Genomic DNA, 26,927 nt, shown 5'->3' on the forward strand with positions numbered 1-26,927 from the left:
AGATGGAAATCACTCTCTCCAAGGGTCTGTTGATCGCAGTGGTGCTTGCACCGCTGGTCGGCAGCATCATCGCCGGCCTGTTCGGGCGCCAGGTAGGCCGCAAGGGCGCGCAGTACGTCACCATTCTCGGTGTGGCGGTCAGCTGCGTGTTGTCGTGCCTGACGCTGTATCAGCTGGTGGAGCAGGGCGCCAGCCCGTTCAATCAGAACCTCTACACCTTCTTCGACGTCGGCAATTACTCGGCGCATGTCGGCTTCATGGTCGACCGCCTGACCGCGATGATGATGGTGGTGGTGACCTTCGTGTCGCTGCTGGTGCACATCTACACCATCGGCTACATGGAAGAAGACCCGGGCTACCAGCGCTTCTTCAGCTACATCTCGTTGTTTACCTTCTCCATGCTCACGCTGGTGATGAGCAATAACTTCCTGCAGCTGTTCTTTGGCTGGGAAGCGGTGGGTCTGGTGTCGTACCTGCTGATCGGTTTCTGGTTCAAGCGCCCGACCGCCGTGTTCGCCAACATGAAGGCGTTCCTGGTCAATCGTGTCGGCGACTTCGGTTTCATCCTCGGTATTGCCGGCGTGCTGTTGTGGTTCGGCTCGCTGGATTACTCCACCGTGTTTGCCAACGCGACCACCATGGCCGGTGCCAAGGTGCAGCTGTTCGCGGGCCACGAATGGAGCGTGATGACGCTGATCTGCATCTGCCTGTTCATCGGTGCGATGGGTAAGTCGGCGCAGGTGCCGCTGCACGTGTGGTTGCCGGACTCGATGGAAGGCCCGACGCCGATCTCGGCGCTGATCCACGCCGCAACGATGGTCACTGCCGGTATCTTCATGGTGGCGCGCATGTCGCCGCTGTTCGAACTGTCGGAAACCGCGCTGAACTTCATCCTGTTCATTGGTGCGACAACTGCCTTCTTCACCGGCCTGATCGGCATCGTGCAGAACGACATCAAGCGCGTGGTTGCGTATTCCACGCTGTCGCAGCTTGGCTACATGACCGTGGCATTGGGTGTGTCGGCCTATTCGGCAGCCGTGTTCCATCTGATGACGCACGCCTTCTTCAAGGCGCTGCTGTTCCTGGCAGCCGGCTCGGTCATCATCGGCATGCACCATGAGCAGGACATGCGCAAGATGGGCGGCCTGCGCAAGTACATGAAGGTGACCTACTGGACCAGCGTGATCGGTACCCTTGCCCTGGTCGGTACGCCGTTCTTCTCCGGGTTCTACTCGAAGGACACCATCATTGAAGCGGCCGCGCATCACGCGCATGAGTCGCATAGCTGGGTCGCGACCTACGGCTACTGGGCAGTGCTCGGCGGCGTGCTGGTGACCAGTTTCTATAGCTTCCGTTTGTTGTTCCTGACCTTCCACGGCAAGGAACGCTTCCGAGACGTCCATGCGCACGACACGCATTCGCATCACGACAGCGCGCACACCGATGCCGAAGCGCAGGTGCACGCGCACGATGCGCATGCCCATGACACGCATGGTCACGATGATCATGGGCACGGCCATCACGGTGCGCACGAGCCGCATGAGTCCAAGTGGGTGGTGACGCTGCCCCTGATCCTGCTGGCGATCCCGTCGGTGGCGATCGGCTTCTTCACCATCGGCCCGATGTTGTTCGGCACCGATTGGCAGGGGCAACATGCCGCGCACGCGATGAAGGGCCAGGCCGTTTCGTTCTTCACCGGCATCGTCGATTTCTACAACCCGGCACGTGACACCGTCGGCGCGCTGGCCGAAGAGTTCCACGGTCCTGTCGCATTCGCACTGCACGGCATGATGGCGGCACCGTTCTTCCTGACGGTCGCAGGCTTGTTGCTGGCGGCGCTGTTCTACCTGTGGAAGCCGGAACTGGCCACCAAGTCGCGCAAGACATTCGCGCCGATCGTGTGGTTGCTGGAAAACAAGTACGGCTTCGACAAGCTCTGGATCAATGGCTTCGCCGGTGGTGGCGTCGTCCTTGGCAAGGCGTCACGTGCCGTCGATACCCATGTGGTCGACGGTGTGGTTGTCAATGGTTCTGCCCGACTGATCGACCTGGCTGCAAATCTGCTGCGTCGCACGCAATCCGGTTTCCTCTATCACTACGCCTTCGCAATGATCATCGGTTTGATCGCCTTGTTGGCGGTACTGATGCATTTCTGGCGTTGACCTGTACGGAATAAGAAAACGTGTCGAACTGGCCTTTACTGTCTATCTTGATCTGGCTGCCGATTATCGGTGGCGCCCTGATCCTTGCGTTGCGCAACGCCGAGACTGCCCGCTGGGCATCGTTGGCGGTTGCGGTGGCGACTTTTGCGCTGAGTCTGCCGCTGCTGGGCTACGACACCGCCAATGACGCCATGCAGTTCATCGAACTGCATGCCTGGATTCCGGCCTACAACATTGGTTACAACCTTGGCGTGGACGGCATCGCGGTCGCCTTGATCGTGCTGACCACGCTGGTGACAGTGCTGGCCCTGATCGGCGCCTGGCGCTCGATCGACAAGCGCGTCAATCAGTACGTCGCTGCCTTCCTGATCCTGGAAGGCGTCACGGTCGGTATCTTCGCCGCGACCGACGCGATGCTGTTCTACGTGTTCTTCGAAGCCATGCTGATCCCGATGTTCCTGATCATCGGTGTCTGGGGCGGCCCGCGGCGCATCTACGCGGCGATGAAGTTCTTCCTCTACACCTTCCTCGGCTCGGTGCTGATGCTGGTGGGCTTGGTGTACCTGTATCTGAAGGGCGGCAGCTTCCAGCTGGCCGACCTGTATGCGCTGCAGCTGACCGCCAAGGAACAGACCTGGATCTTCTTCGCGTTCCTGATCGCTTTTGCGGTCAAGGTGCCGATGTTCCCGGTGCACACCTGGCTACCGGATGCACACGTCGAGGCGCCGACTGCAGGTTCGGTGATCCTGGCGGCGATTGCGTTGAAGATCGGTGGCTACGGCTTCCTGCGCTTCAATCTGCCGATCGTGCCGGACGCGAGCCACGAGTTCGCCTGGTTGGTCATCGCGCTGTCGCTGATTGCGGTGATCTATGTCGGCCTGGTGGCATTGGTGCAGGAAGACATGAAGAAGCTGGTGGCGTATTCGTCCATCGCGCACATGGGCTTCGTCACGCTGGGCACCTTCATCGCATTCACCCTGGTGCGCGATTACGGCAGCACCGATGCCGCCCGCCTGGGCCTGCAGGGCGCGATGGTGCAGATGATTTCGCATGGTTTCGTATCCGGTGCGATGTTCTCCTGCATCGGCGTGCTCTATGACCGCATGCACACACGTCGCATCGCCGATTACGGCGGCGTGGTCAATGTGATGCCGTGGTTCGCCACGTTCTCCATGTTGTTCTTCATGGCGAATTCCGGCCTGCCGGGCACCAGTGGTTTCGTTGGTGAATTCATGGTGATACTGGCCAGCTTCCAGAAGCACCCGCTGGTTGCCTTCGCTGCTGCCACAACCTTGGTGATCACCGCTGCGTATACGCTGTGGCTCTACAAGCGTGTGTTCTTCGGCGAAGTAGCCAACGCTCACGTTGCCGAGCTGAAGGACATCAATGGCCGCGAGGCATTCGTGCTGGGGGTCTTCGCCGCTGGCGTGCTGGCCCTGGGCCTGTACCCGAAGCCGCTGACCGATCTGATGGAACCATCGATCGCCAAGCTGGCGACCCAGATTGCCGCGACCAAGCTCTGACCGCTTGCCGTACGTTTTGATTTCCAGGATTTAATGATGACCACGCCAACGCTCGCGCCGTTGACCACCGCTGACCTGGCTCCGCTCGTACCGGAGCTGGTGCTGATCGGCGGCGCCTTCGCACTGCTGATGCTCGACCTGTTCGTGAGCCAGCGGAACAAGGTCTGGACCCACCTGTTCTCCGTCGCCGTTCTTGCCTTTGTGCTCGTGTTGTTGGCGACCGGCACGGGCGGGCAGGGCGATATCTTCAACGGCATGTTCGTTCGCGACACTGCGGCCGATGTCATGAAGACCGTGATCGTGCTGGTCAGCGGGCTGAGTCTGGTCTATGGCTGGACCTACTTGCGCGAACGCAATCTCTACCAGGGCGAAATTCCGGTGTTGGTGCTGTTCGCCACCGCCGGCATGATGTTGCTGGCGTCGGCCGGTAGCCTGTTGATGGTCTATTTGGGGCTCGAGTTGTTGGCGCTGTGCTCCTACGCACTGGTCGCCTCCAACCGCGACAATGGCCTGGCTACCGAAGCGGCGATGAAGTACTTCGTTCTGGGGTCACTGGCCTCGGGCCTGCTGTTGTATGGGATGTCGCTGGTGTATGGCGCCACCGGTACGCTCAGCCTGGCCGGCATCCATGATGCGATCGAGGGGTCCAACGAGCGCACGCTGCTGCTCACCGGCACCATCTTCATGATCGCCGGTGTCGCCTTCAAGCTGGGCGCTGCGCCGTTCCACATGTGGCTGCCTGACGTGTACCAGGGTGCACCTGCCCCGATCGCATTGTTCATCAGCTCGGCGCCCAAGCTTGCAGCCTTCGGTATGGCGTATCGCCTACTTGAAGTCGGCATGGGTCCGTTGTCGCCGCAGTGGCATCTGCTGATCGGCGGCCTGTCGGCGGTGTCGCTGGTCGTCGGCAACCTGATGGCCATCGCGCAGAGCAATCTCAAGCGTATGCTCGCGTATTCGACCGTTTCGCACATCGGCTTCCTGCTGATGGGCGTTGCCGGTGGCGGCGAAGAAGGCTATGCAGCTGCAATGTTCTACGCGGTCAGCTACACCATCATGTCTACCGCTTCGTTCGGCGTCATCATCGCGCTGTCGCGCAATGGGTTCGAAGCGGAGAACATCGACGACTTCAAGGGACTCAACGCGCGCAACCCCTGGATGGCTGGCCTAGTGCTGTGCATCATGGCTTCGCTTGCAGGTATTCCGCCGTTCCTTGGCTTCTGGACCAAGCTAGCAGTACTGGGCGCGGCAGTGAAGGGCGACATGCTGTGGTTGGCCCTGGTCGGTGTGATCTGCGCGGTGATCGGTGCGTACTACTACCTGCGTGTCATCAAGGTCATGTACTTCGACGAGCCGGTCGGCGAGCCGTTGCCGGCCAATAACGACCGTGTGCTTGGCGCCGTGCTGGGTGTCAACGCGCTGGCCTTGCTTGCGCTTGGTTTGGCCTGGAGCCCGATCATGGTGTGGTGCCAGCGCGCATTCGCTGGTATCGCCTAGGACCGTTGCGTCAGCGCCAGATTTCGCGGTGCCGCATCTCGTGTGGGGCATAGAAATGAAACAAAACCGCGCTGACTGTTTCGTTTTTGTTGCATTGCGGGTATCATTCGCCGCGACGTTGAACAGCCGCCACGCTGTTCAACAGATGGAAAACTAGGGCTTGCAATTTTTGCTCCAGTTCTTCATAATTCCGCTTCTGCTGCGGGGTGGAGCAGTCTGGCAGCTCGTCGGGCTCATAACCCGAAGGTCGCAGGTTCAAATCCTGCCCCCGCTACCAAGTTTCGAATTGTTGCTTGATCGCAGTAATTCAACTTCTTGGATCGTAAGGACGCATGTTCCCGTCTTTACGCCGACCCTGAGAGGTCGGGCTTTTTTCACGCAAGGGGCCCATTGGGCCCCTTGCTTTTTCCGGAACCGGAAAGTTTGCTGCCGGTTGCCGGGGTTCTACTGGTAATCATCTGATCAGGGCAGTCTGTGAGCGAAAAAGCGACCGAAATCGCGAATCTGCTGAGTCCAACGGTTGAATCCTTGGGCTTGGAACTGCTGGGCGTGGAATATCTTCCCGCTCCGGGTGGCGCCACATTGCGCCTGTATATCGATGTGCCGCTGGCCGAACAGCCCGAGCGTGTCATCAACGTCGATGATTGCGAGCGCGTGAGCCGTGAAGTCTCGGCCCAGCTCGACGTCGAAGATCCGATCAGCGGCAACTACACCCTGGAAGTCTCGTCGCCGGGTGTGGATCGTCCGCTGTTTACGCTGGAACAGTTCGCGCGCCATGCCGGCGAATCCGCGAAGATTGTCTTGAAGCTGGCGCAGGATGGTCGGCGCCGCTTCCAGGGCGAGATTCTGCGCATCGATGCCGAGGCTGGTGCCGTGGTGTTCGCTGTCGACGGCAAAGAAGTGCAGATCGGCTTCGATAACATCGACAAGGCGCGCATCCTGCCGGATTGGGTCGCTTTGGGCCTGGCACCGCAGAAACCGAATAAGCCCGGCCCGAAAAAACCCGGGCACGAGAAGAAGAAACCATCCAACGAGTCGGCGGCTGGCAAGCCGCGCGCGGAGTGACGAAATGAGCAAGGAACTTTTGCTGGTAGTGGATGCGGTCGCCAACGAAAAAGGCGTGCCGCGCGAAGTGATCTTCGATGCGATCGAGGCCGCGTTGGCGTCCGCAGCGAAGAAGCGCTATCCCGACCAGGACGTGCTGGCCCGCGTCACCATCGATCACAAGGACGGTACCTACGAAACCTACCGTCGTTGGGAAGTGGTTGCCGATGACGTGGTGATGGAATCTCCGGACCGCCAAGTGCGTCTGATGGATGCCATCGACGAAGCCGATGGCGTGGACGTTGGCGACTACATCGAAGAACAGATTGAAAACCCCGACTTCGGTCGTATCGCTGCGCAGGCCGCCAAGCAGGTGATCGTGCAGCGTGTGCGCGAAGCCGAGCGTCAGCAGGTTGTCGATGCGTGGAAGGATCGCGTGGGTGAGTTGATCACCGGTGTGGTCAAGCGCGCCGAGCGCGGCAATATCTTTGTCGATCTGGGCGGTAATGCCGAAGCCTTCATTCCGAAGGACAAGGGCATTCCGCGCGACGTGCTGCGTCCCGGCGACCGCGTGCGCGGTTATCTGGCCGAAGTGCGTTCCGAGCCGCGTGGCCCGCAGTTGTTCATCAGCCGCGCCGCACCGGAATTCATGATCGAACTGTTCAAGCTTGAAGTGCCGGAAGTGGGTCAGGGCCTGGTCGAGATCAAGGCTTGCGCACGCGATCCGGGCGACCGCGCCAAGATCGCCGTGATTGCGCACGACACCCGCACCGATCCCATCGGCGCGTGCATCGGTATGCGCGGTTCGCGCGTGCAGGCAGTGTCCAACGAGCTCAATGGCGAGCGCGTGGATATCGTGTTGTGGAACGAAAACCCGGCCAATTTCGTCATCAATGCGATGGCGCCGGCCGAAGTGCAGTCGATCATCGTCGATGAAGACAAGCATTCGATGGATCTGGCCGTGGCTGAAGACCGGCTTGCGCAGGCGATCGGCAAGGGCGGCCAGAACGTACGTCTGGCCAGCCGCCTGACCGGCTGGCAGCTCAACGTGATGACCGCCGACCAGGTGGCCGCCAAGTCCGAGGCCGAGCAGGCAGCGGCACGCCAGCTGTTCATGGATCGCCTGGAAGTGGACGAAGAAATCTCCGCGATCCTGGTGTCCGAAGGCTTCAACACGGTCGAAGAAATCGCTTACGTACCGGTCGGCGAGTTGCTGGCGGTGGAAGGCTTCGACGAAGACATCGTCGAAGAATTGCGCGCCCGTGCCCGCGATGCGCTGCTCAACGCTGCGCTGGCAGAAGAAGAAGGCCTGGAAGGAACTCAGCCCACCGAGGACCTGCTGGCGCTGGAGGGGATGGATGAGGAGACGGCCTTTGCTCTGGCCGAGCACGGCGTGCGCACCAGCGAGGACTTGTCCGACCTGGCTGCGGACGAGATCGTCGACTTCGGCATCGAGGGTTTGACCCAGGAGCGCGCCGCGGCGCTGATCCTGGCGGCCCGCGCCGAGGAGATCGCCCGTTTGGAGCGCGGCGAATGAGCCGGCAATGAACCGCGCCCTGACCCCATCAGGGCTTAGAATCAGCGTTTCCCTTGCTCTGGGCGAGGGGGCGCCAACCAGATCATAGGATCCGAATGTCGCAGCAAACCACCATCCGCAAGCTTGCCGAACTGGTCAATACGCCGGTCGATAAACTGCTGGTTCAACTGGCCGAGGCCGGAATGAAGTTCAGCGGTCCCGACCAGGTCGTGACCAGCACCGAGAAGATGAAACTGCTTGGCTTCCTGCGTCGCACGCATGGCAAGGCCGAAACGCCCGCCGAAGCGGCGAGCGAAGCAGCCAAGAAGATCACACTCAATCGGCGCAAGCTGCAGGAAGTGACGGTCAGTGCAGGTCGCACCAAAACCACGGTCAACGTGGAAGTGCGGCAGAAGCGCACCTACGTCAAATCCGAAAACGAAGGCCGCGCTGCGCCGATGACGCCGGACGAAGAGCGTGCAGACATCCTGGCCAAGCTCGCCGCTTCGCGTCAGCGCAATCTTGACGAGCAGCAGCGCCTTGCTGAAAGCGACCGCATGCGCGACGAAGCAATTCAGCGCAAGCGCGATGAAGAGCAGGCCGCCAAGGACCGTGCAGAAGCCGAGCGCAAGGCTGCCGAGGAAGCCGCTGCGGCTGCCAGCGCGCCGGCCCCGGTTGCTGCTGCGCCGATGCCGTCTGCCGCAGCGCCTGCTGCACGCGCACCGTCGTCGCCATCTTCCGCGCCGCGTCCTTCGCGTCCGGGTGGCGCATCGCCGGCTTCACGTCCGGCAACACCGGCACGTCCAGACGACCGCAACAACGCTGCCAAGCACAAGACGCGCGGTTCGCACGTCATGGTGGCTGGCGTCGAAGACGACGACGCGACCAAGCGCTTCGCCGGGCAGTTGCATCTGTCCGCCGCAGACCGCGCGCGTCGTTCCAATGTGCGTGGCAAGCCGACCGGCCGTCCCGGTTCGTCGTCCTCGCGCCGTGGCAACGACAATGGGCGTGGCAGCAACCAGGCCAACAGCGGTCCGCACGGGTTCGAGCGTCCCACCGCACCGGTGGTGCGTGAAGTGGCGATCGGTGAGACCATCACCGTCGCAGACCTGGCGCAGAAGCTCGCGCTCAAGGGCGGCGACGTGGTCAAGGCGCTGTTCAAGATGGGCGTCATGGCGACCATCACTCAGAGCATCGATCACGACACCGCTGCGCTGGTGACCGAAGAACTCGGCCACAAGGTCGTGCGTGCCGACAATGCCGACTTCGAGGACGCGCTGCTGGCGCATGCCGAAGACGCGCAGGGCGACACCACGACGCGTCCGCCGGTGGTCACCATCATGGGTCACGTCGATCACGGCAAGACCTCGCTGCTGGATTACATCCGTCGCACCAAGATCGCCTCGGGCGAAGCCGGCGGCATTACCCAGCACATCGGTGCCTACCACGTCGAAACCAATCGTGGCGTCATCAGCTTCTTGGATACGCCCGGCCATGCCGCGTTTACCTCAATGCGTGCCCGTGGTGCCAAGATCACCGACATCGTGGTGCTGGTGGTTGCAGCCGACGATGGCGTGATGCCGCAGACCAAGGAGGCGGTGGCGCATGCCAAGGCGGCAGGCGTTCCGTTGATCGTGGCGGTCAACAAGATCGACAAGGCCGGCGCGGATCCGCTGCGGGTCAAGAACGAGCTGCTGGCCGAAAACGTGGTGGCCGAAGATTTCGGTGGCGATACCCAGTTCATCGAAGTGTCGGCCAAGGTCGGTACCGGTGTGGACACGCTGCTGGACGCGATTTCGCTGCAGGCCGAAGTGCTGGAACTCAAGGCAGTGGCCGAAGGCCGCGCCAGCGGTACGGTTATCGAATCCTCGCTGGACAAGGGCCGTGGCCCGGTTGCGACGGTGCTGGTGCAGCAGGGCGCGCTGAAGCGTGGCGATTACCTGGTGTGCGGCATTCAGTACGGCCGCGTGCGTGCGCTGTTCGACGAAACCGGTCATCAGCCGGCCTCGGCGGGCCCGTCGATTCCGGTGCAGGTGCTCGGCTTATCTGGCGTGCCGGAAGCTGGCGATGACTTCGTGGTTGTCGACGACGAGCGTCTGGCCAAGGACGTGGCGCAGCAACGCGAAACCAAGCGCCGCGAGTCGCGTCTGGTTGCCTCGGCCACCAACCGCATGGAAGACATCCTGGCCCAGATGGGCAAGGGCGAAGGTCAGCAGGTGTTGAACCTGGTGATCAAGGCCGACGTGCAGGGTTCGGTGGAAGCGCTCAAGCAGTCGCTGGTGGCGTTGTCCAACGACGACATCCGCATCAACGTGATCCACTCCGGCGTGGGCGGCATCACCGAGTCGGATGCGAATTCGGCAGCGGCTTCCAAGGCCACGATCATCGGCTTCAACGTGCGCGCGGATGCATCGGCACGCAAGATTGTCGAGTCCAACGGGATCGATCTGCGTTACTTCTCGATCATCTATGACGTGATCGACCAGGTGAAGCAGGTGGCCTCCGGTCTGCTCGGCGTGGAAATCCGCGAAGAGATCATCGGTATCGCGCAGGTTCGCGACGTGTTCCGCAGCTCGAAGTTCGGTGCGGTTGCAGGCTGCATGATCATCGAAGGCGTGGTGAAGCGCAGCAAGCCGATCCGCGTGCTCCGCGACAGCGTCGTGGTCTTCGAAGGCGAGTTGGAATCGCTGCGTCGCTTCAAGGAAAACGTCGACGAAGTGCGCAACGGTACCGAATGCGGTATCGGCGTGAAGGCGTACAACGACGTCAAGGCCGGCGACCAGATCGAGTGCTTCGAGCGTATCGAAGTTGCCCGCACGCTGTAACGGCTGACGGGGTCCCCGCGTTGTAACGGCTGAGGGGCCCAGGACTCCGCACGGCGGAGTTGTCCAACGCAGGTTTTATAAGGCGAGGGCGGCATGGCCGCCCGCGTTTGTTTTTGGCTTCGGTGCCGACTGGCCCTCCGAATCAACAAGGTCCACGACCATGGCAACCAAATCATTCCACCGTACCGACCGCGTGTCTGCGCAGGTGCGTCGCGACCTCGGCACGATCGTGCACGCGGCGGTGCGTGACCACGGCTTGCCGTCGGTCAGCGTGTCCGACGTCGAAATCAGCCGCGACCTGGCGCACGCCAAGGTCTTCGTGACTGCGCTGCAGCAGGAACGTTCGGCCGAAGCGGTCAAGGGGCTCAAGGAAATCGCCGGCCAGTTGCGCACGCAGTTGGCGCGCGCGATGAAGCTGCGCCACGTGCCCGAGCTGCACTTCCATTACGACGATTCGGTCGATCGCGGCGAGCGCATCGACAATCTGTTGCGTGACCTTGACGACGTCGGCCCCGAGGCCACGTCCAGCGACGAAGACGCCGAACAGCGCTGAGCGCTGTCATGGCCCGCCGCCTCTGCTGCGGCCCTGATTTCCGCGGGCGCGCATAGCGCCCGATTCGAGCGCCGATCTTTTGAAACCCCGCATCTTCTACCGCCCGTTGCACGGCATCCTGTTGCTGGACAAGCCGGCCGGGCTCAGTTCCAACACTGCATTGCAGGTGGCGCGCCGGTTATTGCGTGCAGAGAAGGGGGGCCATACCGGCAGCCTGGATCCGCTGGCCACCGGCCTGCTACCGCTGTGCTTTGGCGAAGCGACCAAAATCGCCGGACTGCTGCTGAGGTCGGCCAAGGCGTACGACGCCGAGATCGTGTTGGGCGTCACCACCGATACAGACGATGCCGACGGCGAGCCGCTGCGCAAACGTGCGGTGCCAGACGTGAGCGAGGCCGATCTGCAAGCGGCGCTGGCGCGCTTCATCGGCCGCATCCAGCAGCAGGCGCCGATCTATTCCGCACTCAAGCAAGGCGGTGAGCCGCTGTATGCCAAGGCGCGGCGCGGCGAAGTCATCGAGGCGCCGGTACGTGAGGTCGAGGTGCAGGCGATCGAGGTGCTGGGCTACAGCGCGCCGCGTCTGCAACTGCGCGTGACCTGCGGCTCGGGCACCTATATCCGCAGCCTGGCGCGCGATCTGGGCGAAGTGCTGGGCTGCGGCGCGCACATCGCTTCGTTGCGTCGGCTGTGGGTGGAGCCGTTTCGCGCCCCGCAGATGATCACGCTGGAGGCGTTGGCGGCAGCGCTGGAAGCGGACACCGATGCGCAGACAGTGCTGCTGCCGATCGAGGCCGGTCTGGCCGGTTTCGCGCGGATCGTGCTTGATGAGACCCTCGCGGCGCGTTTCCGCATGGGGCAGCGCTTACGCGATGCTGCATTCCCGACTGGCCAGGTGGCCGTGTTCGGACCGGACGGAAACCCCTCAGGCCTAGGCTTGGTGGATGCGGATGGGCGCCTGTCGCCGCAGCGATTGTTCAATGGACTGAACGAGATTTCAGTCTGTTAAGACTTTGTCAACTTGTTCCCTGGGCCGCGCAACGGTACAATTTTGCGGCCCCGATCGGGGCAACTCAGCGCCAAGCGCGCTCATCCTAAGCAAACGGCGAGTCCGACGGTGCGTCACGCACGTTCCTGTCGACCACGCATCTATCGAGAAAAACATCATGTCCGTCGACACCCAGAAAATTATTGAAGACAACAAGCGCAGCGCCCAGGACACCGGTTCGCCGGAAGTGCAGGTCGCTCTGCTGACCGCGCGTATCGAGTTGCTGACCGGTCACTTCAAGACCCACAAGAAGGATCACCACAGCCGTCGTGGTCTGCTGCAGATGGTCAACCGTCGCCGCAGCCTGCTCGACTACCTGAAGAAGAAGGACAACGAGCGTTACAAGTCCTTGATCGAGAAGCTCGGCCTGCGCCGCTAATCGAGTCCCTACCGCCGCGGCGCAGCGATGCGCCGCGGTTTTGTTTTGGTCAACCGCACTCCGTTTTTCGCAACACGCACTCTTGGGCCGGAGCCTCCCGGCCGCCCGTTCTCGGCATGGGTCGACGACGGTCCAACGCAGACAGCAACACCTAAGGGAAAAAACCTCCGTGGCAAAAATCACCAAAACCTTCCAGTACGGCAAGCACACCGTCACCCTCGAGACGGGCGAAATCGCTCGCCAGGCAGGCGGTGCCGTCATCGTTAAGTTCGACGACACCGTACTGCTGGTCACCGCCGTCGCCGCCAAGAGCGCGCGCGAAGGGCAGGACTTCTTTCCTCTGACGGTTGATTATCAGGAGAAGTTCTACGCTGGCGGCCGCATCCCGGGCGGCTTCTTCAAGCGCGAAGGACGCGCGACCGAGAAGGAAACGTTGATCTCGCGCCTGATCGATCGCCCGATCCGTCCGCTGTTCCCGGAGGACTACAAGAACGAAGTGCAGATCATCGCCACCGTGATGTCGATGAACCCGGACATCGACGGCGATATCGCCGCGCTGATCGGCGCATCGGCCGCGCTGTCGCTGGCCGGCACCCCGTTCAACGGCCCGATCGCTGCGGCGAAGGTGGGTTACAAGAATGGCGAATACATCCTCAACCCGACCGTCACCGAGCTGAAGGATTCGCAGCTGGAACTGGTCGTGGCCGGTACCGCCAATGCGGTGCTGATGGTCGAGTCCGAAGCCGAGCTGCTGTCGGAAGAAGTGATGCTGGGCGCGGTGACGTTCGGCCATCGCGAGATGCAGAAAGTCATCAACATCATCAACGAGCTGACCGTCGAAGCCGGCACCAAGCCGTCCGATTGGGTGGCCCCGGCGAAGAACGACGGCATGATCGCCGCACTGAAGGAAGCAGTGGGCGACCAGCTCGCTTCGGCGTTCCAGGTGCGCGACAAGCTGCAGCGCCGAGACGCGATTTCGGCCATCAAGAAAGATGTGCTGGGTGTGCTGGCGCCGCGCGCCACGATCGAAGGCTGGGCTGCCGGTGATCTGTCGAAGGAATTCGGCGAGCTGGAATACCAGACCATGCGCGGCTCGGTGCTGAGCACCAAGGTGCGTATCGACGGTCGCGCGCTGGACACCGTGCGTCCGATCAGTGCCAAGGCTGGCGTGTTGCCGCGTACCCACGGTTCGGCGCTGTTCACCCGCGGCGAAACCCAAGCGATCGTGATCACCACGCTGGGCACCGCGCGCGACGGTCAGGTCATCGACGCCGTCTCGGGCGAGTACAAAGAAAACTTCCTGTTCCATTACAACTTCCCTCCGTACTCGGTGGGCGAGTGCGGTCGTTTCGGTGCGCCGAAGCGTCGCGAAATCGGTCATGGCCGTCTGGCCAAGCGCGGCGTGCTCGCCGTGATGCCGAGCCTGGAAGAATTCCCTTACACCATCCGTGTGGTTTCGGAAATCACCGAGTCCAACGGTTCGTCCTCGATGGCATCGGTCTGCGGCAGCTCGCTGGCGCTGATGGACGCCGGTGTGCCGATCAAGGCACCGGTTGCCGGTATCGCGATGGGTCTGGTCAAGGAAGGTAACGACTTCGTCGTGCTCTCCGACATCCTGGGTGACGAAGATCACCTCGGCGACATGGACTTCAAGGTGGCCGGTACTGCCGAAGGCGTGTCCGCGCTGCAGATGGACATCAAGATCGAAGGCATCACCGAAGAAATCATGAAGCAGGCACTGCAGCAGGCCAAGGCTGGCCGTCTGCACATCCTGGGCGAGATGGCGCATGCGCTGACCACCCCGCGTCAGGAGCTGAGCGACTACGCGCCGCGCCTGCTGACCATCAAGATCCACCCGGACAAGATCCGCGAAGTGATCGGCAAGGGCGGCTCGACCATCCAGGCCATCACCAAGGAAACCGGTACGCAGATCGACATCCAGGACGACGGCACGATCATCATCGCCTCGGTGAATGCAATCGCTGCGCAGGCTGCAAAGTCGCGCATCGAGCAGATCACCTCGGACGTGGAGCCGGGCCGCATCTACGAAGGCAAGGTCGCCAAGATCATGGACTTCGGTGCGTTCGTCACCATCCTGCCGGGCAAGGATGGGCTGGTGCACGTCTCGCAGATTTCTAGCGAGCGCGTGGAGAAGGTTGGCGACAAGTTGAAGGAAGGCGATCTGGTCCGCGTCAAGGTGCTGGAAGTGGACAAACAGGGCCGCATCCGTCTGTCGATTAAGGCAGTGGAAGAAGGCGAAGGCGTGCCGGCTTCGGCCGAGTAATCGCTGCTGTCTAATGCATCACGCGTGATGCATGACGAAAAAGCGGGCTTCGGCCCGCTTTTTTTTTGTGTGCGATCGGTGCAGCGTTGCTTAATTCCTTCTCGCATCGGGAGAAGGTGGCACGCAGTGCCGGATGAGGGTGCGACGCAGGGAGATATCACCGCCGCGCAGGCCGGGACGCGGCGCCATGCGCCAATAGAAGTAAATCGGTGGCGTCACGCTCACCACCCCAGGCTATCTCTCGACGGGAGAGGTGGTTTAACTGCTAACGACTTACCCCTGCTGTTGCGTCGGCGCAGGCTGCGTTTCCGGACGTGGCGGGACAACGCGCGGGAAACCCGGCGGCATCGTTTGTTCTGCGGGCGCAGTGTTGGGCGCGGGCAGTGGCACCGTCGGTGGCGGCGCCACCACTGCCGCATCAGGACGCAATTTCAGAAGTGCGGCCCAGTCGCGGCGATTGAAGTCGCACAGTTCTTCGTGCGCCGGCGTGCACTCGCTGGCAATACCCAGACTGTCTTCGTTTTGGTCCTGGCTGCTGTCCGATTGCGGCGTTGGCAAGATCACGCGGCCGGCGCGATCCAGCGGCATCTTGCGCATCATTACCGTGTTGAACACATTGCCGCCGATCAGGTACAGCGTGTGATCGCCGCCGACGTTGGCGGCCACCACGACATCGCAATGCGATTGCCACTGCATCGGCGCGCTGCCGCCGAGCGCAGCCTTAAGGCCGGCATAGCCCAAGGCGGTGCTGCGCCCGCGCAGCAGACACAGCAGATCGCCAGGCGCGGGCTTTTCGACCGCCGGATCAGTGAACTGGTACGGGCCAGCTGCGCCGTCGTTGTAGGCGCTGCGGATGTAATCCAGATGACGTACGGAACGATGAAAGCCGCTCAGCCCCGACTGCGTCATTACCCAGGAAATGAAAGCGGCCGACCACGGGTTATCGATCAGAAACGCGCGGCAGTCGCTGGCGGTGTAGCGCGTGCCATGCAGTGCCGCGCAGCTGGAAGCGCGGGGGCGGCCGCCCATCGACGCAAGGGTACCGCTGTCGCGCCAGTAGCCCGCAACGCGTTGCCAGGCGACCAGGCCATGGTCGGCGAGATAACCCGATTCGGCTTCGGTGACGCCCAGGCTGGCCACGCGACCCTTAGCATCGATAAACGGGCGCTGCCACAAGCGATGCTCATTGCAGGCGTTGTGCACGATGGCGATCGCAGCGGGGCTGGTGCCGAACCGTGGCGGGATATCGCACACCTCCGCAGCCGCAGCGCTGCTTCCAGCACCTGCCAGCAACAAGCAGAGCCACGGCCAAGGTCTTACGGTCATTGCAGGTCCCGCACGGAAACAATCGCAGCAGGCTGCCAGAGCCGGCTGCGCGCACGCGTGAAATCAGCAGGTGGGCGGCGGGCCGAGTTTGAGCGACAGATCCACCGCCTGCACGTGCTTGGTGAGCCCGCCAATCGAAATGCAGTCCACGCCGTCTTCGGCGATTGCGCGAATGCCGGCCAGATCCACGCTGCCGGAGACTTCCAGCGGAATGCGTCGTTCGTGCGGCAATGCGGCAACGATACGTACTGCTTCGCGGCGCATGGCTTGGTCGAAGTCATCGATCAGGATGCGCGTGCAACCGACCTGCAAGGCTTCATGCAGTTGCTCCAGCGTTTCCACTTCGACCACCAGCGGCAGCAGCGGTTGCTGCGCGCGTGCGGCATGCACGGCAGCGCTCAACGACCCGGCGGCACGGATGTGGTTTTCCTTGAGCATCACCGTGTCGAATAGGCCGATGCGGTGATTGTCGCCACCGCCGCAGCGCACGGCGTATTTCTGCGCGGCGCGCAGGCCCGGGAGCGTCTTGCGTGTGTCCAGAATACGCGCGTGCGTCCCGGCCACCGCCGCCACATACGCCGCGGTGGTGGTTGCCGTGGCCGACAGCGTCTGCATGAAATTGAGCGACGTGCGTTCGGCACTGACCAGGCTACGGCTACGCCCGTGCAGCAGCGCGAGCACCGTGCCGGCAGCCACGTGCTGGCCTTCGTGCACCTGCCAGTCGATGCGCACTTGCGGGTCGAGCGCGCGGTGGGTGGCATCGAACCAGGGACGGCCGGCGATCACCGCATCCTGCTTACACAGCAAATAGGCGCTGTCGGCCTGGTCGGGTAGCAGCGCTGCGGTCACATCGCCGTTGCCGATGTCTTCGCCCAGCGCGCGCGCCACATCGGCTTGGATCGATTCGGCGGGTGGCGCGACCGGCACGTTGGTGTGCAGGGGCAGGCTCACTTCTCGGGGAAGTCGGCGATTTGCGTGGTGGCGATGGCTTCTTCAGCCAGCAGCACCGGAATGCCGTCATCGACGCGGAAGATCTGCTTGCGGTCGCGGGTAATCAATGCCTCGCGCAGAGGCTGGGTCTGGGCGGCGCCATCGGCGCGCTGCAGGGTTCCGCCGGCAATGGCGGCGTTGAGTGCTTCCAGGCCCTTGCCGTCGAGCAGCGAAAGCGGCTGGCGGGTGTCGGGGGAGCACAGCAGGTCGAGCAATTTGCGATCCATCGAAGTCTTGTCTTGCCTGGAGATTGGCTAGAATACGTCTTTACCGCAGGGCAGGGCCATGACCTCCAACCACTCCGCGCCGCTGGTCGGCATCGTGATGGGCTCCCGTTCGGATTGGGAAACCATGCAACACGCAGCTCAGAAGCTCGACGCGCTGGGCGTGCCGTACGAAGTCAAGGTGGTTTCGGCGCACCGCACCCCGGACGTGTTGTTCACCTATGCCGAACAGGCTGGCGAACGCGGCCTGCGCGCGATCATCGCCGGCGCCGGCGGCGCGGCGCATCTGCCGGGCATGCTGGCCGCCAAGACCGCAGTGCCGGTACTCGGCGTGCCGGTGCAGTCCAAGGCGCTCAACGGCATGGATTCGCTGCTGTCGATCGTGCAGATGCCGGCCGGCATTCCGGTGGCCACCTTTGCCATCGGCAATGCGGGTGCGGCCAATGCAGCGTTGTTTGCGGCGGCCATGCTGGCGCCCGAGCAGGCGCAGATCGGTGAAGCATTAGCGCAGTTCCGCGCCAAGCAGACCGACGACGTCATGGCCAGCGACGACCCGCGCCAATGAGCACTGTCGGCATTCTGGGTGGCGGCCAGCTGGCGCGCATGTTGGTGCTGGCCGGTGCGCCGCTGGGCATACGCTTTGCGGTATTCGATCCGGTGGCCGATGCTTGCGCAGGGCAGGTGGCGCCGCTGCAGGTGGGTGCGTTCGATGACGCCGCGGCACTTGCTGCCTTCGCCGAACAGGTGGATGTGATCACCTTCGACTTCGAAAACGTGCCGGCCACCAGCGCGCGGCAACTTGCCGCGCAGGTGCCTGTGTACCCGAGCCCGGCTGCGCTTGCAGTTGCGCAGGACCGGCTCAGCGAAAAAACCTTGTTCCGCGAGCTCGGCATTCCGGTACCGGAGTTTGCCGCGATCGACGACCGCGCCGGTCTGGATGCAGCGCTTGCGCGCATCGGCACGCCGTGCGTGCTGAAGACGCGCCGCTTCGGCTATGACGGCAAGGGCCAGTTCCGCATCAAGACGCTCGCCGATGCCGATGCCGCATGGGGCGCACTCGGCGCGCAGGCCGCGCACGTTGGCTTGATCGTGGAAGCGTTCGTGCCGTTTCAGCGCGAGGTGAGCGTGGTGGCAGTACGCGGGCGCGATGGCGAATTTCGCGCCTGGCCGTTGACTGAGAACTGGCACGTGGACGGTGTGCTGTCGGCCAGCCTGGCGCCGGCGAGCGTAGACACAACACTACAAATTTTGGCCGAATCGCACGCGCGCGCAGTGGCGGAAAAGCTCGATTATGTCGGCGTCTTTGCGCTGGAACTGTTCGTGCGCGACGGCGAGCTGCTGGCCAACGAAATGGCGCCGCGCGTGCACAACTCGGGGCATTGGACCATCGAAGGCGCCGAGACCTCGCAGTTCGAAAACCATGTGCGTGCCGTCCTTGGCTTGCCGCTGGGCAGCACGGCGATGCGCGGCCACGCCTGCATGCTCAACTGGCTGGGCGCGATGCCGGACGCCGCGGCGTTTCTGGCGGTACCTGGCGGGCATTGGCACGACTACGGCAAGCAAGCACGCGATGGCCGCAAGGTAGGGCACGCAACGCTGCGTGCGGAGACGGTGCAGGCGCTTGCATCGGCAGTGAGCGATGCAGGCACGGCGTTGCTGCGCGATCCGCAAGTTGGGCCGGTAGTTGCGCGCTTGAACGAAGGCTGATGCGCTTAGCGCATCAGCGCTGATCCGGCGCTGTGTAAGTCGTTTTCCGCGATGACGCATTGGTGCCGTGATCGAAGACGTTCGGCAACTCCGTTAGCAGATGAGCCAGTGACCAACTGCTAACGCAAGCTGAGCGGTCAGCCCAGCCGGCTTGCGACAAAATCCCAGTTGACCAGCTTCCAGAAAGCACCCAGGTAGCGCGCGCGATCCTGCTGGTAATCCAGGTAATACGCGTGTTCCCAGATGTCGCAAGCGAGTAGCGGAATGTCCGGCCCGGTGAGCGGGGTGGAGGCATTGGGTGTGGCGACTACTGCCAACGCGCCGTCCGGGCGCTGCACCAGCCACACCCAGCCCGATCCGAAGCTGGTCAAGGCCACGCGATTGAATTCTTGTTTGAAATGCACGAAGTCGCCGAACGATTTGGCGATGCTGTCGCCGAGCCGTCCAAGCGGCTCGCCGCCAGCGCGCGGACGCAGGCACTGCCAGTAGAAATTGTGGTTCCACACCTGCGCGGCGAGATGAAACAGCGTGCCTTGCGCCTGCGCGATGATTTCTTCCAGCGTCAGCTCGGCAAACTCGCTGCCTTCGATGCACGCGTTGAGTTGTTCCACCTCGTTGCGATGGCAGACACCGTGATGCGCCTCCAGCGTCGCAGACGACAGATGCGGTTCCAGGGCAGCGCGGGAGTAGGGCAGTGCAACGTGTTCGATCGGCATGATGTCAGTGGCAGCGAAGGGAGTGCGGCGATAGGTCGCGCTGAAGGCTTACAATGCGCGACTTTGCGGAAGTTTATCCGACCCGGCGGTCGGGCCTGCCGCTCCCAGTCAGGAGAGTCCAATGCCGGTGATGGAACGGATCCAGGCCGAAGTCGAACAACACCCGATCGTGCTGTTCATGAAAGGCAACCCGCAATTCCCGATGTGCGAGTTCTCCAGTCGCGCTGTGCAGGCCCTGGTGGCCGCCGGTGCCGATCAGCTGCGCACGGTCAACGTACTTGAAGAGCCGGAGATACGCGCCAATTTGCCGCGCTATTCCAACTGGCCGACCTTCCCGCAATTGTTCATTCATGGCGAACTGATCGGCGGTTGCGACATCACGCTGGAATTGTTCGAGGCCGGCGAGCTCAAGCGCATTGTCAGCGAGGCCTACCACCCGTGAGTTCGGCGCAGGCCCAGCCTCAAACCGCCGACTTATCGGGTCGCGTCGTGCTGATCACCGGCGCTGCCGGTGGCCTCGGCGCGGCGGCGGCGCAGGCATGCGCCGCCGCAGGCGCCACCGTGGTCTTGCTTGGCCGCAAGCTGCGCCCGTTGGAGCGCGTGTATGACGTCGTTGCAGCACTGGGTGCCGAGCCGCTGCTGTATCCGCTGGATCTGGCCGGCGCCACGCCGGACGACTACGCCACGCTGGCGCAACGGTTGCGGACGGAGCTCGGCGGGCTGCACGGCTTGCTGCACTGCGCTGCCGACTTTGCCGGCCTGACGCCGGCCGAACTTGCCGCACCTGCGGACTTCGCGCGCACCTTGCACGTCAACCTGACCGCGCGCGCGTGGCTGACCCAGGCATGCTTGCCGCTATTGCGTCAGCAGCACGATGCGGCGGTTGTATTTGTGGTGGATGACCCCGCGCGTGTCGGCCAGGCATATTGGGGGGCGTATGGCGCCGCCCAATATGCGCAACGCGGTCTGATCGCCAGCATGCATCATGAAACTGCCGCTGGCCCGGTCCGCGTCAGCGGCCTGCAGCCCGGCCCGATGCGCACCGCATTACGCGCACGCGCTTTCACCCATCACGAAGACAGCGACGCGGTCGATGCCGCACGTTACGCACCCGCGTGCGTCAGCGTGTTGTCCGCCGCTGGGGCGACCCAGCGCGGCGCGATCTGGAGTCCGTCGGTATGACCATTCTTTCAGCGGCGCTGCTGCTGTTCCTGATTCTCGATCCGCTGGGCAATATTCCAGTGTTTCTCAGCGTGCTCAAGCCGTTGCCGCCCAAGCGCCAGCGCTTCGTGCTTGCGCGTGAACTGCTGATTGCGCTGTGCGTGTTGATGGCGTTCCTGTGGGGTGGCAAGTACGCGCTGGAGCTGATGCACCTGCGCCAGGAGTCGGTGGCCATCGCCGGCGGCATCGTGCTGTTCCTGATCGGCATCCGCATGATCTTCCCGCGGCCCGAAGGCCTGATGGGGGAAATCCCCGACGGCGAGCCCTTCATCGTGCCGCTGGCCATCCCGCTGGTGGCCGGCCCGTCCGGCATGGCTGCGGTCATGCTCATGGGCAGCAACGAGCCCACGCGGCTCTGGGACTGGAGCCTGGCGCTGATGATCGCCTGGATCGGTGCCGCGTCGATTCTTGCTTCCGCGCCGCTGCTGTACAAACTACTCGGACACCGCGCCCTGACGGCCATCGAGCGCCTGATGGGCATGCTGCTGGTCGCCATCTCGGTACAGATGTTCCTGGACGGCCTGGGTACGTATTTCAAGCTGCCGGTATCCATTTAGCGCGTCATTGAGGAAGGGGAGCCCTGCGGTCCGTCGCGTGCGTGCGGGAGCGTGCACGATGAGTTGGTTCTCCACCCATTTCGCCCCTTGCTCGGTTCGTGTGCTCGCTGCCCATAGCGCAGGCGGCTGACTAGCGCGACATAACGCTAAAAAGGATGGACGGGGCGTCTGTTGCTGGATGGTGGAGAAGAAGCCGCTGGCCGCAGTTCGTCACCGTTTTGAGTGCATCTGCTCGTTTCGGCAACCCCGCAGTTCGGTGTCATATTGCGAAGTGCAATTGGCGTGTGACATCGACATGCGCCGGGCGCATTCGATAGACGAATGCAGCTGTTTGATCGCTACGATCCTTTCCTAATGGTTCAACCGGTCTGAACCTGCGACGAAGGTCTCGATCCCGCTGCGATCTTGCTCAATCTGGCGCCTACGCCGTCACATGCGCAGTTCATGTTGCAGTGCGCGAAGTTTGTCACGCCGCCGTCACAATGAGGCCTTAGCGTGTTAATCTGTTGTTAACCGTTGCGGCAGCAACCAGTCGCGCGGCAAGGGACCCCAGATCATCGGCAGCCCACCCCCGGGAACGGTTGGGCTGACTGCGCCTTTTTGTCACTGCCCAACCTGTATCGAGGCTACCGAAATGACCCACCCCCGTTATCTCCGCATGTCCAAGCTGACGCTTGGCCTTGTCGCCGCGCTCGCTGCTGCCCCCGTCTTTGCCCAGAGCACTTCAGCCGGCGTCGCTGGCCTGGTAACCAGCAGCGGTGGTCAGCCGGTGCCCAATGCCGAAGTGACGATCACCCACGTCGAATCCGGCACGGTCAGCCGCGCCACCACTGATGCCAGCGGACGCTATAACGCGCGCGGCTTGCGTGTGGGCGGGCCGTACACCATCACCATTACCGCCTCAGGCGCTGGCAACACCACGCGCGAAGGCGTGTATCTGAATCTGGACAAGGTCAACCAGGTCGATGCCGCCCTGGGCGGCGATATGGAGACGCTGGGCACCGTACAGGCCATCGCCGGCAACTACGGCTCGGCCATTTTCAGCGCCAACAAGATGGGCACCGGTACCAACGTGACCCGCGAAGAAATCGAGTCGCTGCCGTCGATCAACCGTAACCTGCAGGACTATGTGCGCCTGGATCCGCGCGTTGCGCAAACCGACAAGGCTCGCAACGAAATCTCCATCGCGGGCCAGAACCCGCGCTACAACGCGATCCGCGTCGACGGCATCAGCACCAACGACGCCTTCGGTCTGGAATCCAACAGCCTGCCGACCCCGCGCCAGCCGTTCTCGATGGACGTCATCGATGAAATTTCGGTGGACGTGGCCAACTACGACGTTACGATCAGTGGCGGCACCGGTGGCGTGATCAATGCCGTCACCAAGTCGGGCACCAACGAATTCCATGGTTCGGTCTATGGCACTTATCGCGAGAACGACTGGTCGGGCAAGAACCAGAACAACATCCGCCCGCAGCTGTTCGACAACGAAGCGACATATGGTCTGACCTTGGGCGGACCGATCGTCAAGGACAAATTGTTCTTCTTCGCCAACTACGAGAAGTACAAGGGTAAGGGTGTGTTTACCGGTAACAGTGGCTACGGTCCAGCCGGTTCTGGTGCCAGCAATGAAGTCGGTATTACCCAGGCGCAGGTCGATCAGGTGATCGATATCTCGCGCAATGTCTATGGCTTCGACCCTGGGACCCTGGCCTTGCCGGCATTGGATTCTGATTCAGAAGAGAAGGGCTTCAAGCTGGATTGGAACATCAGCGACAAGCATCGTGGTTCGTTCCGCTATGGCAAGTCCGAGCAGAGCACGGCCAATCTCAATGGGTTCGGCAACAACCAGCTGGCGTTGAACTCGTACCACTATGTGCGCGACTTCGAACTCGAGACCTACACCGGTCAGTTGTTCAGCGACTGGACCGATACTTTCTCGACCGAAGCCAAGGTGTCTTATCGCGATTACTCGGCAGTTCGTACTGCGGCATCGCAGTTGCCGGCCATCGCCGTGCGTTTCGGCAACAACACCTTAAATCTGGGTACTGAAGCCAATACTCAGGCTAATGAGTTGCGCACCGAAACCTGGAACGCGTTCTTCGCCGGCACGCTGTTCTTTAATGACCACACGGTCAAGTTCGGGTTCGACTACGAAGACAACGACATCTACAACTTGTATGGTCCGCGTGTTTTCGGTAGCTACACCTTCAACTCGGTTGCCAATTACCAGGCAAATTTGCCGAACGCGTATCGTTACTCGTATTCGCCCACCGGTATCGACAATATCGCTGCGAAGTGGGGCATGCGGAACGTGGGCGTGTTCTTGCAGGATTCTTGGGCCGTCAATAGCAACCTGACACTGAACTTCGGCCTGCGTTATGACGAGCCGATGGTGAAGAACTCGCCGCAGTTCAACCAGGCTGCGTTTAACGCATTCGGTCTTCGCAATGATGAAACCATTGACGGCAACGGCTTGTGGCAGCCGCGCTTTGGTTTCAACTACACCTTCGATGCAGATCGTCCGACCCAGCTGCGTGGCGGCGTTGGCCTGTTCCAGGGTGCTGCCGCGTCGGTTTGGTTGTCCAATCCGTATTCCAATACTGGTTTGGCTTATACCGATTACAACTTCAACAACGCGTCCAACAGTGGTATCCGCTTCACGCCGGATATCAACAACCAGCCGCGCGGAACATCGGGCGCCACGCAGTCGGTCGACTTTGTTGACAAGGATCTGAGCCAGCCGTCCGTTTGGAAAGCAAACCTCGCCTTCGATACCGAGTTGCCCTGGTACGGCATCTTCGCCTCGATGGAAGGTGTGGTGACCAAGGTCAAGGAAGCGATTTATTACCAGCAGCTCAATCTCGGTAATCCGACGGCAGTTGGCCAGGATGGTCGTGATATCTACTGGAATGCCAATGGCCGCAATCCGGCTAACTGGAATTCCCTGGGTAATGCATGTCTCCGCGAAACGGGTGTGGCGGCTGGTTCGTCATGTGTGAACAGCGGTACCGACATCCGTGCTGGTCGCAACATGAGCTTCAACGATGCCATCATTGCGCGCCCCACCGATCAGGGTGGCTCGCAGAGTTTCACTGTCGGCTTGAACAAGCCGTTCAACGACAGCGACTGGTCGTGGAGCTTGGCTTACACCTACTCGAACGCGAAGGAAGTCAGCGGTCTGACCAGTTCCACTTCGGGGTCGCAGCTGCTCAACACCGCAACCTTCCAGGCGAATGAAGAGGTCAATGCAACCTCGGCATACGAAATCAAGGACAGTTTCCTGGGTACGCTGCAGTGGAAGCATAATTTTTTCGGCGATTTTGCAACGAAGGTCGGTCTGGTGTATCAAGGCCGCAGCGGTCGTCCCTACAGCTATACGTTCGACAACGATGCCAATGGCGACGGTCGCTCCAATGACCTGTTGTACATCCCGGCGGCGCGCGGCGATGTACTGTTCCGTAACGCGGCCGAAGAAAACGCGTTCTGGAACTACGTCAACAATGACCAGTACTTGTCCACGCACAAGGGCCAGGTTGCTAGCCGCAATGCGGTACGTAATTCCTGGGTCAACCAGTTCGATCTACACATCGAGCAGGAGCTTCCTGGCTTCTTCGATGGCAACAAGGCGCAGATCTGGGTCGACGTCATGAACGTGGGCAACCTGCTCAACAAGAAGTGGGGCCGCGTCGATGAGTACGCATTCCCGGGCTTCAAGGGTGTTGCTGAATACGGCGGTATCGACGCGGCGACTGGCAAGTATGTTTACCGCTTCAACGAGCCGGATGCCGCGACCGTCTACGACGACAAGGGCATCTCCCGCTGGGCGCTGCAGCTGGGCTTCCGCTACCAGTTCTAACGCTTGCTAGCGTGTCGAAGTCTGCAAAAACGGCCGGAGTCTCCCGGCCGTTTTCTTTTGTGCGGGTGAGTACGCTAAAGTTCCGTGCATACGACAGGAGCATGCTATGGAACTCAGCAATACGGCAGCACGGGCGCTGCCGGTGGTGGATGCGCGGATTTATCCGCGTGGTGGCCTGGATGTGTTGTCCAAGGCGGAAGTTGCTCGGCTGCGTGATGCATCCAGCGGTGGCATGCATGACTTGTTGCGCCGTTGCGCGCTGGCCGTGCTGACCAGCGGTAGCGCATCTGACGACCCGCGCGCCGCGCGCGATCTGTATACGGATTTCGACATCCAGGTGAACCAGCAGGATCGTGGCATCCGCATCGATCTGACTAACGCGCCGGCGATGGCCTTCGTCGATGGCGAAATCATCCGCGGCGTGGCCGAGCTGTTGTTCGCTGTTGTACGCGATCTCGCTTACATGGCCATCGAACTCGAAGCGCAACGCGCCGATCTCGACACCAGCGAGGGCATCACCAATGCCGTGTTCGGCCAGCTGCGCAATGCGCGCATCCTGCAGCCGTTGGACCCAAACTTGGTCGTGTGCTGGGGCGGGCATTCCATCTCGCGCGACGAATACCTGTACACCAAGCAAGTCGGCTATGAGCTCGGCCTGCGTGGATTTGATATCTGCACCGGTTGCGGGCCGGGCGCCATGAAGGGCCCCATGAAGGGCGCCACCATCGCGCATGCCAAGCAGCGCAAGCACAATACCCGCTACATCGGGGTCACCGAACCCGGCATCATCGCCGCCGAATCGCCGAACCCGATCGTCAACCATCTGGTGATCATGCCGGACATCGAGAAACGTCTCGAGGCCTTCGTCCGCATCGGGCACGGCATTCTGGTATTCCCGGGCGGCGTCGGTACCGCGGAAGAAATTCTCTACCTGCTCGGCATCTTGCTGCGCGAGGAAAATGCTGACCTGCCGTTCCCGCTAATTCTCACCGGCCCGACCATCGCCGCACCATACTTCGAGCAAATCGACCGTTTCATCCGCCTGACCTTGGGTGATGCAGCTGCATCGCGCTACGAGATCATCGTCGGCGATCCCGTCGCAGTCGCGCGCCGCATGGCCGAAGGGGTCCGCGAGGTGCGCGCGCACCGCAAGGACCAGAAGGACTCGTATTACTTCAACTGGTCCGTGCACATCCCGCTCGAGTACCAGCAACCGTTCGAGCCCAGCCACGAAGCAATGGCCGCGCTGGATCTGCATCACGGCCGCCCGGCACCAGCCCTGGCCGCCGACCTGCGCCGCGCCTTCTCGGGCATCGTCGCCGGCAACGTCAAGGAAGACGGCATGCGCCGCATCGAGGAGTTCGGCCCCTTCGAAATCCACGGCGACCCCGGGATCATGCAGGCTCTGGATGAGCTGCTGCGCGGCTTCGTCGAGCAGCGGCGGATGAAGATCTCGGGAGACTATCGGCCGTGTTATCGGGTGGTGACTTGATTGTTGT

The 26,927-nt window shown here is 62.1% G+C and carries 21 protein-coding genes and 1 tRNA gene; 18 read left to right on the top strand and 4 right to left on the bottom strand.

Annotation, left to right across the window (positions count from 1 at the left end; genetic code table 11):
* Nucleotides 1-2 precede the first annotated feature (2 nt).
* From nuoL to pnp, 11 genes are all read left to right on the top strand, one after another.
* Nucleotides 3-2,162 carry an NADH-quinone oxidoreductase subunit L gene (gene nuoL, locus KWO_RS08635; protein ID WP_010371201.1) on the top strand — a complete coding sequence of 720 codons (2,160 nt, stop codon included), beginning with the start codon at nt 3-5 and terminating at the stop codon, nt 2,160-2,162.
* A gap of 20 nt (nt 2,163-2,182) precedes the next feature.
* On the top strand, nt 2,183-3,685 hold the full coding sequence (locus KWO_RS08640; RefSeq protein ID WP_017113534.1) for an NADH-quinone oxidoreductase subunit M: 1,503 nt from the start codon (nt 2,183-2,185) through the stop codon (nt 3,683-3,685).
* A 36-nt stretch (nt 3,686-3,721) separates the two neighbouring features.
* A complete protein-coding gene (gene nuoN, locus KWO_RS08645; RefSeq protein WP_026113118.1) occupies nt 3,722-5,182 on the top strand; it encodes an NADH-quinone oxidoreductase subunit NuoN in 1,461 nt (486 codons plus the stop codon).
* Between the two features lie 200 nt (nt 5,183-5,382).
* Nucleotides 5,383-5,459, top strand: a tRNA-Met gene (locus KWO_RS08650).
* Between the two features lie 197 nt (nt 5,460-5,656).
* Entirely contained in the window at nt 5,657-6,247 is a 591-nt protein-coding gene (gene rimP, locus KWO_RS08655) for a ribosome maturation factor RimP (RefSeq protein ID WP_010371208.1), read from the top strand.
* Nucleotides 6,248-6,251: 4 nt separating this feature from the next.
* The gene (gene nusA, locus KWO_RS08660; protein ID WP_010371209.1) at nt 6,252-7,763 is read left to right on the top strand and encodes a transcription termination factor NusA; all 1,512 of its coding nucleotides are present in this window, start codon (nt 6,252-6,254) and stop codon (nt 7,761-7,763) included.
* 95 nt (nt 7,764-7,858) lie between these two features.
* Nucleotides 7,859-10,567, top strand: a complete 2,709-nt coding sequence (gene infB, locus KWO_RS08665; RefSeq protein WP_010375858.1) for a translation initiation factor IF-2 — start codon at nt 7,859-7,861, stop codon at nt 10,565-10,567.
* A 160-nt stretch (nt 10,568-10,727) separates the two neighbouring features.
* Complete coding sequence (rbfA, locus tag KWO_RS08670; RefSeq protein WP_010371223.1) at nt 10,728-11,120, top strand: 30S ribosome-binding factor RbfA; 393 nt, start codon at nt 10,728-10,730, stop codon at nt 11,118-11,120.
* 79 nt (nt 11,121-11,199) lie between these two features.
* Nucleotides 11,200-12,126 (top strand): tRNA pseudouridine(55) synthase TruB, encoded by a 927-nt coding sequence (truB, locus tag KWO_RS08675; RefSeq protein ID WP_010375856.1) that lies wholly within the window; start codon nt 11,200-11,202, stop codon nt 12,124-12,126.
* A gap of 157 nt (nt 12,127-12,283) precedes the next feature.
* On the top strand, nt 12,284-12,544 hold the full coding sequence (rpsO, locus tag KWO_RS08680; protein WP_010371226.1) for a 30S ribosomal protein S15: 261 nt from the start codon (nt 12,284-12,286) through the stop codon (nt 12,542-12,544).
* Nucleotides 12,545-12,713: 169 nt separating this feature from the next.
* A complete protein-coding gene (gene pnp, locus KWO_RS08685) occupies nt 12,714-14,828 on the top strand; it encodes a polyribonucleotide nucleotidyltransferase (RefSeq protein ID WP_010371227.1) in 2,115 nt (704 codons plus the stop codon).
* A 273-nt stretch (nt 14,829-15,101) separates the two neighbouring features.
* On the opposite strand, the gene KWO_RS08690 is transcribed toward pnp, so the two are convergent.
* The 3 genes from KWO_RS08690 to KWO_RS08700 all read right to left on the bottom strand — a co-directional run bounded on the left by KWO_RS08690 (nt 15,102) and on the right by KWO_RS08700 (nt 17,371).
* On the bottom strand, nt 15,102-16,154 hold the full coding sequence (locus tag KWO_RS08690) for a DUF2272 domain-containing protein (protein WP_017112141.1): 1,053 nt from the start codon (nt 16,152-16,154) through the stop codon (nt 15,102-15,104).
* 63 nt (nt 16,155-16,217) lie between these two features.
* A complete protein-coding gene (nadC, locus tag KWO_RS08695) occupies nt 16,218-17,105 on the bottom strand; it encodes a carboxylating nicotinate-nucleotide diphosphorylase (protein WP_017112142.1) in 888 nt (295 codons plus the stop codon).
* A complete protein-coding gene (locus KWO_RS08700) occupies nt 17,102-17,371 on the bottom strand; it encodes a Trm112 family protein (protein WP_010371233.1) in 270 nt (89 codons plus the stop codon). The genes nadC and KWO_RS08700 overlap by 4 nt, the downstream gene beginning before the upstream one ends.
* A 58-nt stretch (nt 17,372-17,429) precedes the next feature.
* On the opposite strand from KWO_RS08700, the gene purE reads away from it, so the two are divergent.
* Together purE and KWO_RS08710 are read left to right on the top strand one after the other, a co-directional pair.
* Entirely contained in the window at nt 17,430-17,933 is a 504-nt protein-coding gene (gene purE / locus KWO_RS08705; RefSeq protein WP_010371236.1) for a 5-(carboxyamino)imidazole ribonucleotide mutase, read from the top strand.
* Nucleotides 17,930-19,075 carry a 5-(carboxyamino)imidazole ribonucleotide synthase gene (locus KWO_RS08710; RefSeq protein WP_010375846.1) on the top strand — a complete coding sequence of 382 codons (1,146 nt, stop codon included), beginning with the start codon at nt 17,930-17,932 and terminating at the stop codon, nt 19,073-19,075. The genes purE and KWO_RS08710 overlap by 4 nt, the downstream gene beginning before the upstream one ends.
* 137 nt (nt 19,076-19,212) lie before the next feature.
* Here KWO_RS08710 and KWO_RS08715 read toward each other — a convergent pair whose 3' ends face one another.
* Complete coding sequence (locus KWO_RS08715) at nt 19,213-19,791, bottom strand: superoxide dismutase (protein WP_010371246.1); 579 nt, start codon at nt 19,789-19,791, stop codon at nt 19,213-19,215.
* A 121-nt stretch (nt 19,792-19,912) separates the two neighbouring features.
* Here KWO_RS08715 and grxD point away from each other — a divergent pair, with 121 nt between their 5' ends.
* From grxD to ppnN, 5 genes are all read left to right on the top strand, one after another.
* Nucleotides 19,913-20,233, top strand: a complete 321-nt coding sequence (gene grxD / locus KWO_RS08720; protein ID WP_010371249.1) for a Grx4 family monothiol glutaredoxin — start codon at nt 19,913-19,915, stop codon at nt 20,231-20,233.
* Nucleotides 20,230-20,973: an SDR family NAD(P)-dependent oxidoreductase gene (locus tag KWO_RS08725; RefSeq protein ID WP_017112144.1), complete on the top strand. Its 744-nt coding sequence runs from the start codon at nt 20,230-20,232 to the stop codon at nt 20,971-20,973. Before grxD ends, KWO_RS08725 begins: the two co-directional genes overlap by 4 nt.
* Nucleotides 20,970-21,569 (top strand): YhgN family NAAT transporter, encoded by a 600-nt coding sequence (locus tag KWO_RS08730; RefSeq protein ID WP_010371261.1) that lies wholly within the window; start codon nt 20,970-20,972, stop codon nt 21,567-21,569. Before KWO_RS08725 ends, KWO_RS08730 begins: the two co-directional genes overlap by 4 nt.
* A 634-nt stretch (nt 21,570-22,203) precedes the next feature.
* Nucleotides 22,204-25,428 carry a TonB-dependent receptor gene (locus KWO_RS08735; RefSeq protein ID WP_010375841.1) on the top strand — a complete coding sequence of 1,075 codons (3,225 nt, stop codon included), beginning with the start codon at nt 22,204-22,206 and terminating at the stop codon, nt 25,426-25,428.
* A gap of 106 nt (nt 25,429-25,534) precedes the next feature.
* Nucleotides 25,535-26,920: a nucleotide 5'-monophosphate nucleosidase PpnN gene (gene ppnN, locus KWO_RS08740; RefSeq protein WP_010371268.1), complete on the top strand. Its 1,386-nt coding sequence runs from the start codon at nt 25,535-25,537 to the stop codon at nt 26,918-26,920.
* Nucleotides 26,921-26,927: the final 7 nt, after the last annotated feature.

It is taken from the genome of Xanthomonas vasicola pv. musacearum NCPPB 4379 (assembly GCF_000277895.2).
GTDB classification, from domain to species: Bacteria; Pseudomonadota; Gammaproteobacteria; order Xanthomonadales; family Xanthomonadaceae; genus Xanthomonas; species Xanthomonas vasicola.